The following is a 13,340-nucleotide window of genomic DNA, read 5'->3' as shown; positions in this document are numbered from 1 at the left end:
ATGACCGAGGTGCGTGCGCCCCGGCCGGCCTCGTGGACCGGTGCCCGACTGCGCGCCGCTCCGGGCGGGGCGCTGGCGCTGGCCGCCCTGGTACTGGTGACCGCGTTCCTCGCGGCGGCGCTGCCCCGCACCGTCGAGGCGTACGAGGACGCCGCGCTGCGGGACACGCTCCGGCGGGCCTCCCTGCCCGACCGCAGCGTCACCGCCACCTTGGACGTCTCGTTCTCCGGGGCACGCACCGGAGTCGGTTCGCCGTTCCGGGCGAGCGCCCTCGCCAGGACCGAGGACGCGTTCCGCAGTGTGGTGCGGCCACCGTTGGCCCTGGACACCGCGCAGACCGTGTACGGGGTGCGCAACGCGGTTGCGGCGGCCGCGACCGACCGCGGCCTGCCGCGTCCGACCGGGAACCGCGATCCGCGGGCGACACTCGTCTCGCAGCCGGGCCTCGCCGCCCGCTCCCGGCTCGTCGCGGGGCGCATGCCCGCGTCCGCCTCCGGTGGCTCCGGTGAGCGCGAGGTGGAGGCGGTGCTCACGGCCCGGACCGCGAAGGTGATGGGCGTCAAGGCGGGTTCCGCGGTCCACCTGCTGGACACCACCGGGGCCGGGCTGACCGTGCGGATCACCGGGATCGTCGAACCGCGCTCGCCCGGCGCCGCCTTCTGGAACGCCGAGCAGGACCTCCTCGCCCCGACCCTGGTGAGCGTCCCCGGGCCGCCCGGTGAGGACCCGGAGCACTACTGGCACTTCACCGCGCTGATCGGCCAGGACGCGGGCGGTGTGGTGCTCGACCTGCCCGAGGGCGCCCGTCTGTACTGGCACCATCCCGCCGACGTCGGCTCGCTCTCCGCCCGCGACGTGCCCGCGCTGCGCGACCGGCTGGCGTCGCTGTCGGGCGGGCCGGACTCCACCAAGCTGCGGCTGCTGACGGGCAGTCGGGCGATCACCGTGGGCCAGGACGGACTCGCCGAGCTGCTGGGGCCGTTCGTCCGGGAGCGAGAGGCGGCCGCGCCCCTGGTGCTGATCGCGGCGGTGGGCGTGGGCGCGGTGGCCGGCATCGTGCTGCTCATGGCGGGCGGGCTGTCGGCGACCCGCCGCCGTACCGAACTGCGGCTGCTGCGGGCCCGCGGAAGCAGCCTGACGCGCCTGTGCGCGAGTCTGCTGACGGAGACCGCGGTCGTGGCCGTGCCGTGCGCGGCGGCCGGAGTGCTGCTCGCGCTGCTGCTGGTGCCGGCTGGACGCTCGGCGCCCTCACTGCTCGCGGGGGCGCTGGTGGCGGCGGTCACCGTGCCGGCGCTGCCGCTGCGGGCGGTGCTGCTCGTCCGCCGGCTGGGTCCCGAGCAGCGCGACGACCTCGTGCAGACCCGGCCCTCGCGCCGCCGTACGGTGGCGGAGCTGACGGTGGCGGTCGTCGTGACCGGCGCGGTCGTGGCGCTGCGCCGCCGGGGCACCGCGGACGGCGGCACCGACCTGCTGACCGCCGCGGCACCGGTGCTGGTCGCGGTCATCGGGGCGCTCGTCCTGCTGCGGCTCTATCCGCTGCCGCTGCGGCTGCTGTCCCGGCCCGCGGCCCGGCTGCGGGGCACCGTCCTGTACCTGGGGCTGGCGCGGGCCGGCCGCACGCCCTCCGCCACGGCGCTGCCGCTGGTGGCCGTGCTGGTGGCGCTGGCCGTGACATCGTTCGGGGGCTCGGTGCTCACCGGCGTCGAGAGCGGCCGCGACCGCGCCGCCACGCGCGCGGTCGGCGGTGACGCCCGGATCGACACCCTCAACACGCTCCCGGACGGGCTGGACGCACGGGTCCGGCGGGTGCACGGCGTGCTCGGCACATCGCCCGTGCGGATCGAGTCGGGACTGTCGACGACGCCGGCAGGGACCCCCTACGACCTGGTGGTCGTGGATCCGGCCCGCTACGCCGCCCTGGTGTCGTCCACGGGGATCGGCGCCCCCTTCTCCGCCGACCGCCTGGAGGGCGACGGCACCGGTCCGCTCCCCGCGATCGTCTCCCCGGGACTGGCAGGGGAGTTCGGCACGACGACCGCAAGCGTGCAGGCCGCCGCCGGGGCCACACCGGTGCGTACCGTCGCCGTGCGCGACGTGACGCCGGCCGTCCAGGGCGGCGACTTCGTGATCGTCTCCGCCGCGGGTCTGGCCCGCACGCACCCCGAGACCGCCGACTCCCCCGTCCAGGCCCCGACCGCGCTCTACGTGACGGGGCCGCGGGTGGACGGGCGGGGGCTGAACGGCGTCGCGCGCGCCGCCTCACCGGACCTGACGGTGGCCCTGCGCTCCGAGGAACGCGCCTCGTTCACCTCCTCGGCGCTCCAGACCGGCGCCCGCCGGGTGTACCTGGCCGCCGTGGCCGCGGGCGCCGGCTACAGCGCACTGGCCCTGCTGCTGTCGCTGATGGTGCACACGCCGCAACGCAAGGCGCTCCTGGCGCGGCTGCGGACGATGGGGATGACGAGCCGCCAGCGGCAGTGGCTCGCCGTCCTGGAGACGCTGCCGCAGGTCCTGCTCGGCGCCCTCGGCGGCATCCTGGTCAGCCTCGCCACGGTCCCGCTGCTGCGTCAGGGGGTGGATCTGACCGCGCTGGCCTTCTCCGCGGCCAAGCCGGTCACCGGAGTGTCCGGGACGGTGCTGCGCACCGACGCGCCGTCGCTGCTGCTGCCCGCGGCCGCGCTGGTCGTACTTGCCTGCGCGGTGCTGGCGGGCCAGGCGTGGCTGACAGGACGGCGCGGAGAGGGAACGGAACTGCGGATGGGGGAACGTGAATGAGCCAGGACACACCGGGGACGGCGGAGCGCGGCGGCACGACGCTGGCGGAGCTGGAACGGCGCGTCATCGAGAGCCGGGAGCAGCCCGCCTACGGGCACGACGCCCTGATCGTCTGCGACCGCCTGGTGCGGATCTTCACCGCCCAGGGCGTGGAGGTCCAGGCCCTGCAGGGGCTGGACCTCCTGGTCGCCGAGGGCGAACTGATGGCGCTGGTCGGAGCGTCCGGCAGCGGCAAGTCCACCCTCCTCAACATCCTCGCCGGGCTGGACACCCCCACCGCGGGGGCGGCCTCGGTCGCCGGCTTCGACCTCCTCACCATGAACGCCGCGGCACGCCTGCGCTACCAGCGCGAAGTCGTCGGCTTCGTCTGGCAGCAGACCTCACGCAACCTCCTGCCCTACCTCACCGCCCTGCAGAACGTCGTCCTGCCCATGCGCCTGAGCGGCCTCGCGGGCCGCCGCGACCGTCACGCCCGGGCCACCGAACTGCTCGAGATGATGGGCGTCGGCTACTGCGCCGACCGCCGCCCGCAGCAGATGTCCGGCGGTGAGCAGCAGCGCACCGCGATCGCGGTGGCGCTGGCCAACCGCCCCTCGCTGGTGCTGGCCGACGAGCCGACCGGGCAGCTGGACTCGGCCACCGCAGAGCAGGTCTTCGCAGCCTTCCGCACCGCCAACGAGCAGCTCGGCACGACGATCGTCGTCGTCACCCACGACCAGGCGGTGGCCGCCGCCGTCGACCGCACCGTCGCCATCCGCGACGGCCGCACCGCCTCCGAGGTCGTCCGCCGCACCAGCACCGACGACGAGGGCCGCACCACCGTCCACGCCAGCGAATACGCCACCGTCGACCGCTCCGGCCGCCTCCAGCTCCCCCGCGACTTCACCCACGCCCTCGACATCCGCAACCGCGTCATGCTCGAACTCGAACCCGACCACATCGCCGTCCGCCCCGACCGCCCCGACCGCCCCGCCGACGACGCCGAGGGCGCACGGGACTCCTGATCCCGCTGTCCGTGGCGGGTGCGAGCATCGCTCCGCGCAGTTCACGAGGCGACGGCTCACGCCGGTCGCTGCGGCGCGGTGGCGCAGTGGCGTCATCACGGCAACAGGCGTGCGGGCAGCGCCGTCTCCCGCACCGTGCCGCCGGTCCCGGGCTCCACTCGGTGCAGGGTCGGGCCCGGTCGTTCCGCGACCACCTCCGTGAGCTCGCCGTCGGTGAACAGGGCCGCCGCGCCGTCGTCCAGTGCCCAGCCGGCGGGCAGTTCCCCCGCGGCCACGGCGGCGCGGAACGCCGGATTGCGGGCGGGCTCGCTGTCGTAGTGCGGGCAGAAGCCGCCCGGGAGCAGGCCGAGACCGTCGTGCAGGGGCGTGACGGGACCGAAGGAATCGGTGAGGCAGGCCTGGAACCAGCAGTTGACACCGGCGCTGATGCCGCACAGGAGCACGCCCCGGTCATGGGCCTCGCGGAGGACCGCGTCGAGGCCGTGCACCCGCCACACGGCGAGCATGGCCGCGGTGTTGCCGCCGCCGACGTAGACAACGTCCTGGGAGAGGACGAAGGAACGCAGATCCTCGTGGTCGCGGCGGAAGAGCGGCAGGTGGGCGGGTTCGCAGTCGCGCGCGGCGAACGCCGCGTGGAACTCCTCGACGTAGGGCTGCGCGTCACCGCTCGCGGTGGCAACGAAGCAGACCTTCGGGCGAGGCCGTCCGGTGGTGCGCAGCACGTATGTGTCGAGCGGTGAGCCGGGGGCACCGGGCGACCCGGAGAACCCGCCGCCCAGCAGCACGATCCTTCTCTTCACGGTCATGAGGACATCCTCGACGGCCGCCCGGCGGGCGGCACCTCTCGCCCCGGAACGCGGCCGGACCGGCCAACGGCGCGGACGGGCCAACGACTCTGACGGCGAACCGGGCCGATGTCAATATGTATTCCTAATTTAGGAGAATCCCGGAACGCGGCGTGCCCAAAACCTTGACAGGCTCTTCCCGGCGGGTGCATGTTCGGCAACGTTGTCATCGGGATGGCAACGTTGTCATCGCCATGATGCCAGGCCGTCTCGTCATTGAACATCCCTGAACGGAGCCGCTGTTCATGCCGGATATGTCCTCCCTGCCCTCCCGACGCGCCGTACTCTCCACCGGCTCCACCCTCCTCGCGGGGTTCGGGCTCGGCATGGCCTTCCCCGCCGCCGCCACGGCGCAGACCCGGTCCTCGAACCCCGCCGGCGCCCGGGGCGAGCTCGCCGCGTACCGCCCCGTCACGGTGTCCTCCACCGACTACGCCCCCACCCCGGCCGAGTTCGCCGTCGACGGCCTCGACCGGGTCGGCGTGCGGGGCTCCGGCTGGCGGGCCGCCGCCGGCGACCCGCAGTGGATATCCGTCGACCTCCAGGCCCTGTGCGAGGTCGAGTCGGTGCGCCTCACCTTCGAGGCGACGACCGACGACCCGCCGTACACCCCCGGGACGGGCGGCAACCCGCGCGACAACACCACCGGCCAGGAGATCCTGTCGAGTTGCGCCGTCGCCTTCGTGATCGAGACCTCGCGCGACGGGAAGTCGTGGACCGTCGTGCACCGCACCGACGACGGCAAGGGCGGGGTCGTGGAGATCGCCCTGCCCGAACCCGTCACCGCCCGCTGGGTGCGGATGACCGTCACCAAGCGCTCCAACGCCAACCCGCTGGGCCTCAACGGCCTCCAGGTGTACGGCACCCCGCGCGGCAAGCGCCCCGAGGCCACCGGCTGGACCGACTGGGGCACCCACCACCGCACTCCCCCGGCCCTCGAGGTCGCCGCCGACGGCACCGTGCCGCTGGAGTCCGGCTGGGACCTGACCATGGACGACTGGGCGGGCGGCACCGCCGCGGAGCTGTCGGCGCCGTCCGTGGACACCAGCGCCTGGCTGCCCGCCGTCGTGCCCGGGACCGTGCTGTCCTCGCTCGTCGCCGAGGGCCACCTGCCCGACCCGGTCGCCGGCTTCGCCAACCTGCACATCCCCGAGGCCCTCTCCCGCCACTCCTGGTGGTACCGGCGCGAGTTCCGCCTGCCCAAGGGCCTGCGCACCGGGGCCGGACGCCGCGTCTGGCTGGAGTTCGACGGGGTCAACCACGAGGCCGACGTGTGGCTCAACGGCAAGCAGGCCGGCACCCTCACCTTCCCCTTCGCCCGCGCCGCCTACGACGTGACCGCTCTCCTGGCCGCCGACGGCCCGCAGGCCCTCGCGGTGAGGATCAGCCCCATGCCGTTCCCCGGCAGCCCCGGCGACAAGGGCCCTGCCGGGCTCGCCTTCGTCGACGCCGGCGCGAACATGATGAACCGCAACTCGCCGACCTACCTTGCCTCCTCCGGCTGGGACTGGATGCCCGCCGTGCGCGACCGGGCCGCCGGCATCTGGAACCACGTGCGGCTGCGCTCCACCGGCGACGCCGTCCTCGGCGACCCCCGCGTCGACACCGTCCTGCCGGACCTGCCCGACACCGGCACGGCCGAGGTGACCATCGTCGTCCCGGTCCGCAACGCCGCCGCGGACGCCAGGTCCGTGACCGTCACCGCCGCCTTCGACGGCGTGCGCGTGCAGCGGACGGTCACCGTGCCCGGGGGCGGCAGCACCGACGTCGTCTTCGCCCCGGCCTCGGACCCGAAGCTGCGCGTGCGGAACCCGAAGCTGTGGTGGCCCAACGGCTACGGCGAGCCGGAGCTGCACCGCCTCACCCTCACCGCCTCCGTGTCCGGGCAGGAGAGCGACCGGCGCACCACGCGCTTCGGCCTGCGTCAGTTCGGCTACGAGTACGACGTTCCGCTGACCTTCCAGTCCGGCTCCAACGCCTACGCGCAGACGGTGACGTTCACCCGCCGGACCGCCCGCTACGTGCGGATCCTGTGCCGCACCCGGGCCACCGACTGGGGTTCGTCGATGTGGGCGCTGTCGGTGGCCGACAGCACCGTGCCCGACCTCGACCTCGCAGTGCACAAGGACGCGACCGCCTCCTCCACCGACGACCCCAGCAACCGCCCCGGCAACGTCACCGACGGGGACCCGGGCACGCGCTGGTCGTCGAAGTTCGAGGACGACCAGTGGGTGCAGGTCGACCTCGGCTCCGCGGTGCCCTTCGACCGCGTCGTCGTCACCTGGGAGCAGGCGTACGCCGAGACGTACACCGTCCAGGTCTCGGACAACGGCGACGACTGGACCGACGCCGCGTCCGTCGACAACGCCGCCGTCCCGCTGCCCTTCCAGACCTCGGGCTCGGCGAGTCTGCAGGACGTGGAGTTCGCCGCGACCACGGCCCGCTACCTGCGCATCCTCTGCCACACGCGCGCCACCAGCTGGGGCTCGTCGATGTGGGGCCTGTCGGTGGTCGACAGCGGCACACCCGGCACCGACCTGGCGCTGCGCAAGGAGGCCACCGCCTCGTCCTCCGAGGGCGACGGCAGCGGTCCGGGCAACGCGGTGGACGGCAAGCCCGGCACCCGCTGGTCCTCGGCGTACGAGGACGAGCAGTGGATCCAGGTCGACCTGGGCTCCCCGGTGCGGTTCGACCGGGTCGTCATCACCTGGGAGCAGGCGTACGCGAAGACCTACACCGTCCAGGTCTCCGACAACGGCGACGACTGGACGGACGTGAAGTCCGTCGACAACTCCACCGTCCCGCTCAAGATCAGCGTCAACGGCGTCCGGGTCTTCGCCCGCGGCGGCAACTGGGGCTGGGACGAGCTCCTGCGCCGCATGCCGGCGGAGCGCATGGACGCGGCCGTGCGCATGCACCGCGACATGAACTTCACGATGATCCGCAACTGGGTGGGCAGCAGCAACCGCGAGGAGTTCTACGCCAGTTGCGACGAACACGGCCTGCTGGTGTGGAACGACTTCCCCAACGCCTGGGCGATGGACCCGCCGAACCGCCAGGCCTTCCTCGACCTGGCGCGGGACACGGTGCGGCGCTACCGCATCCACCCCAGCGTCGTGGTGTGGTGCGGCGCCAACGAGGGCAACCCCCCGGGCCCGGTCGATGAGGGGATGCGCACCGCGGTGCGCGCGGAGGCCCCCGGCCTGCTCTACCAGAACAACTCGGCGGGCGGCATCGTCTCCGGCGGCGGCCCGTACGGCTGGGTCGAGCCCGAGCGGTACTACTCCGCGTCGACCTACGGCGGTGGCAGCTTCGGGTTCCACACCGAGATCGGCATGCCGGTCGTCTCGACCGCCGAGACGATGCGGCGCATGGCCGGCGACGAGCCCGAGTGGCCGGTCGGCGGTGTCTGGTACCACCACGACTGGAGCACCCGCGGCAACCAGGCCCCGCAGAACTACCGCGCGGCCATCGAGGGCCGGCTCGGCACGGCCGAGAACCTCGACGACTTCTCCCGCAAGGCGCAGTTCGTCAACTACGAGAACTTCCGCGCCATGTTCGAGGCCTGGAACGGCCGGCTGTGGGAGGACGCCTCCGGCCTGATGCTGTGGATGTCGCACCCCGCCTGGTACAGCACGGTGTGGCAGACGTACGACTACGACTTCGACGTCAACGGCGCCTACTACGGCGTCCGCAAGGCCGCCGAGCCCGTCCACGTGCAGGCCGACCCCGTGAGCGGCAAGGTCGTGGCGGTTAACCACACGCCCGCGGCTCTCAAGGGTGCGACGGTGTCCGCGCGGCTGCTCGACCTGTCCGGCCATCCGCTGTCCGCGGAGCGGCGCGGCACGGTGGACGTCGCGGCGTCCGCGAAGGCGGAGGCGTTCACCGTGGCGTGGACGGACGGCCTGCCGGACTTCCACCTGCTGCGGCTGAAGCTGACGGACCGTCACGGAGAGGTGCTGTCCGAGAACGTCTACTGGCGTTACCGCAAGCCCGAGCACATGCAGGCGCTCAACAAGGCCGCGCGGACCCGGGTCGCCGCCGACGTCACGGACACGGACCTCTCGGGCGACCGTCACGGGCTGACCGCGCGGGTGAGCAACCGGGGGTCCTCGGTCGCCTCCCTGGTCCGGCTCTCCCTGCTGGACGCCCGCTCCGGCGACCGGGTGCTGCCGACGCTGTACAGCGACAACTACCTGTGGCTGCTGCCCGGTGAGAGCCGCACGGTGACGCTGTCCTGGCCCGCGGGGGCGCTGCCGTCGAAGCGGCCGGAACTGCGGGTCGACGGCTACAACGTGCCGGCGGTCACCGCGCGGCCGTAGCCGGTCGCGCCGCCGTGGCGGTCACCTTCCCGGTGGCCGCCACGGCGGTCCCGCGCGCCGGGAACCCGTCCCACATCGCGGACGTCTGACAGGAGGTGACGACTTCTCCATCCCTGATGCGCCCGGCGCGGTTCGGCGACCTGGCGGCCATCGTGGACGTGCACACACAGGCACGTGCCGCGTACTACCAGGCGGGCGGCCTGCCCGGATCCGAGATCGACAGCCCCGACGGGTGGGCGCGCCGCCGCGCGACGTGGGCGCACGCCATCCAGTCGAGCGCGACGACGGTGCTGTGCGCCGTCGAGGACACCGAGGTGGTCGGTGTGGTGGCCATGGGGCCGCCCAAGGAGGGCGCGGAGGCCGCGCCCTCGTGCGGTGAGCTGCACCGGATCCATGTGCGCCCGGACCGCTGGGGCCGCGGCGTCGGAGGGCTGCTGCACGCCGAGTTCGTGCGCTTCCTGCGGGAGTCCTCCCTGGAGACGGGGCTGCTGGACGCCTGGGAGCGCAACAGCCGCGCCCTCGCGTTCTACAACCGTCACGGCTGGGTCCCGGAGGGCGGTCGCCGCCCCGGCCCGGGCGGCGTCGACTTCCTGCGGCTCCGGCTCGACCTGGGCGGCCGCATCGCCGCCACGGTGTCCTCGAAGGGCACCGTGCCGCTGGCCTGACCTGCGGCCCACTGGCATTCTGTGCGGCGTGCTGATCAACGGCTACGACCACGGACCTCTGACGGCCGGTGAGCCGCTGGTGGACCGGCCCGGCTTCTGGGCGAACCACCTCCTGGGGTGGTGCCAGGCCGGGCCGGACGGCGAGCGCCCCGAGCCGCAGTGGTTCGGGGACGACGGCGCCGACACCGACGCCCTGGCGGAGGTGCTGTACGACGAGCGGGCCTGGCCCGTCCTGCGGGTGCCGTTCCGGGACGGGCACAGCGCCGTCGCGGTCTTCCGGAACTTCGCCGACGACCCCGGGCTGGACTTCCTTCTCACCCATCCCGGCTGGGCCGGGGCGGAGACCCTGCTCTCGTTCGACGGCGACCGCCGCGGCCCCGGGTTGCGGTGGCGCCAACTGGTGCACGTCGCGGACTCCGTGCCGGATCGCGGGCCGGAGTCCGGACCGGACTCCGGGCCGGAAGGGGGCCTGTACGGCCCCGCCGCCCGGCTGCTGCTCCTGCTGCCCGTGCTCACCGACGGCCGGCGGAACGCGACCGAGGCCGTTCCGCGGATCGCCTCCGCGCTCACCGCGGTCGGGGCGCCGCAGGAGACGGCGGCGCTCACGGCCCGCTGCCTCATCGACGGGCCGGGGGACGGGGCCTGGCACGACCCGGCGTGGGGCTCGCCGCTCAGCGGCGGCACTCCGCGTGCCGGGGAGGGCGATGGATTGCCGGGCCGGGTGCCGTTGCCGGGCCTCGGCGTGACCGCCGCCCAGGGGGAACGGCTCGCCCGCGCCCTCGGCGGGCACGGGGAGCCGTCCACGGGGATCAGTGCGCGATCGACTTGACCCATTCCTCGACGGTGACGACGTCCGCCTGCCGGGGGAACACCTTCTCCGTGAGGACGCGGTGCACCTCGGGGTCGGAGTCCAGGCATCCGTCGGACAGGACGGTCAGTCCGTAGTCGAGGTCGGCGGCCTGACGCAGCGTGGACAGGACCACGCCGGAGGTGGCGATTCCGGTGAGCACGAGGCTGTCGACGCCGCGCGCCCGCAGGACCATGTCGAGGTCGCTGCCCGCGAAGGCGCTGACGCGCTTCTTGGTGACGACCACGTCGCCGGGCGCGGGCGCCACGTCGGGGTGGATCTCGGCGCCCGGGTCGCCCTCGGCGAAGCCGCCGCCCAGGGCGAGCGCGCCGAAGGTCCTGTTCCGGGCGCTGACCTCCGGGTGCCCGGCGCGGAACCCGATGACGACGTAGAGGACGGGGACGTCCGCGGCGCGCGCGGCGTCGATCGCGTCACGCAGCCGGGGCAGGTGGCCGTCGTCCCCGGTGAAGCGGTCCGTGATGGCCCGCTGGACGTCCATCACGAGGAGTGCGCTGTGCGCCATTCTTGCTGTCCTTTGTTCGTGCCGTTCTTGCTGTTCGTGCCGTTCGTGTCGCTCGGGTCGTTCGGGCCGTCACCGGGACGGCGCGCCGCGGGGGTGTCGCGGCGGCCGCGCAATGCCGAGGCGAGCGCGGCGATCAGGGCCATGACGGTGGCCGCCCCGAAGACGGTGACGAGTCCGTGGTGGAAGGGGCCGGAGACGAGCGCGGGGAAGAAGCCCGTGCCGGTGAGGATGTGCACCTGGTGCTCGGGCAGGGTGGCGAGGACCCCGCTGGGCCCGAGCAGATGGCCGATGGGGTTGTCGCCCAGGAAGGTGGCGAACAGGGTGCTCACCGGCGGCAGTCCGGCGACCTGCTCGGCCGTGCCGGCGGGCACGCCGTTCGCCCGCAGGCCGCTCTCCAGCGTCTGCGGCAGCGAACCGGCGAGCCCGGCGATCATCAGCGAGAAGCACAGGCCGATGGAGAGCGCGGTCCCGGAGTTCTGGAAGGTGGAGCGCATGCCGGAGGCGACACCGCGCTGTTCGGGTGCGACGCTGCCCATGATCGCGGAGGTGTTGGGGGCCGAGAACATGCCCTGCCCGATTCCGCTCACCAGCAGCATTGCCGCGAAGGCGGGGTACGGGAAGTCGACCGGGAGCGCGAGCAGGCCGACGAACGAGGCGGCCACCAGTACCAGTCCGGTGGTGGAGAACAGCCGGGCGCCGAAGCGGTCCGACAGATGCCCCGACAGCGGTCCCGCCACCAGGAAGCCCACGGTCAGCGGCAGCATGAAGATGCCGGCCCACAGGGGCGTCTGCTCGAAGTCGTAGCCGCGCAGCGGCAGCCAGATGCCCTGCAGCCAGATGATGAGGGTGAACTGCAGGCCGCCGCGGGCGATCGCGGTGAGCAGCGCCGCGAGGTTCCCGGCGGCGAAGGCCCTGACGCGGAACAGCGCGAGCTGGAACATCGGCTCCGCGACCCGGGTCTCCGCAACGCAGAACACCACGAGCAGCAGCACGCCCGCCGCCAGGCCGCCCAGCACCCAGGGGTTGGTCCAGCCCGTGGGGTGGCCGCCGTAGGGCTGGATGCCGTACGTGATGGCGGCGAGCAGGCCGCCGGCCCCGGCGGTGAAGGTGAGGTTGCCGATCCAGTCGATGCGTCCCGGCTTCCGCGCGCCGGTCTCCCGCAGGCTGCGGTAGGACCAGACGGTGCCGACGATGCCGATGGGCACGCTGATCCAGAACACGGCGCGCCAGTCGACGGTGGCCAGCAGGCCGCCCGCGATCAGCCCGAGGAACTGGCCCGCGAGCGCGGTGATCTGGTTGATGCCGAGCGCCATGCCGCGCTGCCGGGTGGGGAAGGCGTCGGTGAGGATGGCCGCCGAGTTGGCGGTCAGCATCGACCCGCCGACGGCCTGCACGATCCGGAAGCCGATGAGCCACAGGGCGCCGCCCCCGCCCCGCAGCGGGTCGAGGGAGAGCGCGAGCGACGCGCCGGCGAAGATCGCGAAGCCCATGTTGTACATGCGGACGCGGCCGAACATGTCGCCGAGGCGGCCGAGCACGACCACGAGGACGGCGGAGACCAGCAGGTAGCCGAGGATCATCCAGAGCAGGTAGCCGATGTTGCCGGGGGCGAGCGGGTCCAGGCCGATGCCGCGGAAGATGGCAGGCAGCGAGATGATCACGATCGAGGCGTCGATGGTCGCGATCAGCACGCCGAGCGTCGTGTTCGACAGCGCCACCCACTTGTAGCGGTCGCCGCCGTCCACCTGCGCGGCGGTCACAGCTCCTCCGCCAGCCTGTCGAGCAGCGGCAGCGCGTCGACCAGCCGGCGTCGCTCCTCCGCGGTGAACTCCCCGTCCAGCACGGCGGCCAGCCGCTGCACCGACTCCGACCGCCGGTCCGCGAGCACCTTGCGCCCCGCTTCCGTCACCGTCATCACGACGCGCCGCCCGTCGTGGGCGTCGGGGCGGCGGCTCACCAGCCCGCGTTCCTCCAGCGCGGCAAGCGTCGTCGCCATCGCCTGCGGGCGCACCCGCTCCAGCTCGGCGAGCGCGCCCGGCGAATCCGGGCCGTCCCGGTCCAGCCGCGCGATCACCGACACCTCCGACAGCGTGACGTCCCCCACGGCGTGCGCCTGCCGCAACCGCCGCGCGATCCGCCCCACGCTCAGCCGCAACGCGGCCCCGACCTCGGTCGGGTCACCGGCTTCGAGTGCCTTCGCATCCATATTCAGTAACAGTAGATTGATCAATCTGATGTAACTTTCCGGCTCCGGTCAAAACCAGGCCAAGAGACGGCTCCCGCCGCACGGCCCCGCCGGACCGCGATCTTCGATCCCGGTGACGCCGGGGCCCTTCTGCGCCAGTCTCTGTAGGACGTC

The 13,340-nt window shown here is 73.5% G+C and carries 9 protein-coding genes; 5 read left to right on the top strand and 4 right to left on the bottom strand.

From position 1 onward, the window contains the following. The gene (locus ACFW3D_RS13125) at window positions 1–2,775 is read left to right on the top strand and encodes an FtsX-like permease family protein (protein ID WP_500504183.1); all 2,775 of its coding nucleotides are present in this window, start codon (window positions 1–3) and stop codon (window positions 2,773–2,775) included. Beyond that, window positions 2,772–3,779 carry an ATP-binding cassette domain-containing protein gene (locus ACFW3D_RS13120; protein WP_500504182.1) on the top strand — a complete coding sequence of 336 codons (1,008 nt, stop codon included), beginning with the start codon at window positions 2,772–2,774 and terminating at the stop codon, window positions 3,777–3,779. Before ACFW3D_RS13125 ends, ACFW3D_RS13120 begins: the two co-directional genes overlap by 4 nt. A 95-nt stretch (window positions 3,780–3,874) precedes the next feature. Here ACFW3D_RS13120 and ACFW3D_RS13115 read toward each other — a convergent pair whose 3' ends face one another. Further along, a complete protein-coding gene (locus ACFW3D_RS13115; protein WP_500504181.1) occupies window positions 3,875–4,585 on the bottom strand; it encodes a Type 1 glutamine amidotransferase-like domain-containing protein in 711 nt (236 codons plus the stop codon). A 293-nt stretch (window positions 4,586–4,878) separates the two neighbouring features. Here ACFW3D_RS13115 and ACFW3D_RS13110 point away from each other — a divergent pair, with 293 nt between their 5' ends. The 3 genes from ACFW3D_RS13110 (at window position 4,879) to ACFW3D_RS13100 (ending at window position 10,440) form a co-directional block, all read left to right on the top strand. Beyond that, window positions 4,879–8,946, top strand: coding sequence for a discoidin domain-containing protein (locus ACFW3D_RS13110; protein ID WP_500504242.1), 4,068 nt, complete (start codon window positions 4,879–4,881; stop codon window positions 8,944–8,946). A 95-nt stretch (window positions 8,947–9,041) separates the two neighbouring features. Then, a complete protein-coding gene (locus ACFW3D_RS13105) occupies window positions 9,042–9,611 on the top strand; it encodes a GNAT family N-acetyltransferase (protein WP_500504179.1) in 570 nt (189 codons plus the stop codon). 28 nt (window positions 9,612–9,639) lie between these two features. Further along, window positions 9,640–10,440 (top strand): hypothetical protein, encoded by an 801-nt coding sequence (locus ACFW3D_RS13100; protein ID WP_500504178.1) that lies wholly within the window; start codon window positions 9,640–9,642, stop codon window positions 10,438–10,440. On the opposite strand, the gene ACFW3D_RS13095 is transcribed toward ACFW3D_RS13100, so the two are convergent. The 3 genes from ACFW3D_RS13095 to ACFW3D_RS13085 are packed head-to-tail and all read right to left on the bottom strand — an operon-like array spanning window position 10,421 to window position 13,187. Continuing rightward, on the bottom strand, window positions 10,421–10,981 hold the full coding sequence (locus ACFW3D_RS13095) for a cysteine hydrolase family protein (protein ID WP_500504176.1): 561 nt from the start codon (window positions 10,979–10,981) through the stop codon (window positions 10,421–10,423). The genes ACFW3D_RS13100 and ACFW3D_RS13095 overlap by 20 nt on opposite strands. Further along, window positions 10,957–12,741, bottom strand: a complete 1,785-nt coding sequence (locus tag ACFW3D_RS13090) for an MFS transporter (RefSeq protein ID WP_500504174.1) — start codon at window positions 12,739–12,741, stop codon at window positions 10,957–10,959. The genes ACFW3D_RS13095 and ACFW3D_RS13090 overlap by 25 nt, the downstream gene beginning before the upstream one ends. Next, window positions 12,738–13,187, bottom strand: a complete 450-nt coding sequence (locus ACFW3D_RS13085; protein ID WP_500504173.1) for a MarR family winged helix-turn-helix transcriptional regulator — start codon at window positions 13,185–13,187, stop codon at window positions 12,738–12,740. The genes ACFW3D_RS13090 and ACFW3D_RS13085 overlap by 4 nt, the downstream gene beginning before the upstream one ends. Window positions 13,188–13,340: the final 153 nt, after the last annotated feature.

Source organism: Streptomyces sp. NPDC058864, from assembly GCF_042742985.1.
Lineage (GTDB): Bacteria > Actinomycetota > Actinomycetes > Streptomycetales > Streptomycetaceae > Actinacidiphila.
This window is presented reverse-complemented; position numbering and strand designations above follow the sequence as displayed.

Bases quoted from the DNA above. Each gene is read 5' to 3' on its own strand.
- ACFW3D_RS13125 (WP_500504183.1), top strand. From the start codon at position 1: ATGACCGAGGTGCGTGCGCCCCGGCCGGCCTCGTGGACCGGTGCCCGA.
- ACFW3D_RS13110 (WP_500504242.1), top strand. From the start codon at position 4,879: ATGTCCTCCCTGCCCTCCCGACGCGCCGTACTCTCCACCGGCTCCACC.
- ACFW3D_RS13115 (WP_500504181.1), bottom strand. From the start codon at position 4,585: ATGACCGTGAAGAGAAGGATCGTGCTGCTGGGCGGCGGGTTCTCCGGG.
- ACFW3D_RS13120 (WP_500504182.1), top strand. From the start codon at position 2,772: ATGAGCCAGGACACACCGGGGACGGCGGAGCGCGGCGGCACGACGCTG.
- ACFW3D_RS13085 (WP_500504173.1), bottom strand. From the start codon at position 13,187: ATGGATGCGAAGGCACTCGAAGCCGGTGACCCGACCGAGGTCGGGGCC.
- ACFW3D_RS13095 (WP_500504176.1), bottom strand. From the start codon at position 10,981: ATGGCGCACAGCGCACTCCTCGTGATGGACGTCCAGCGGGCCATCACG.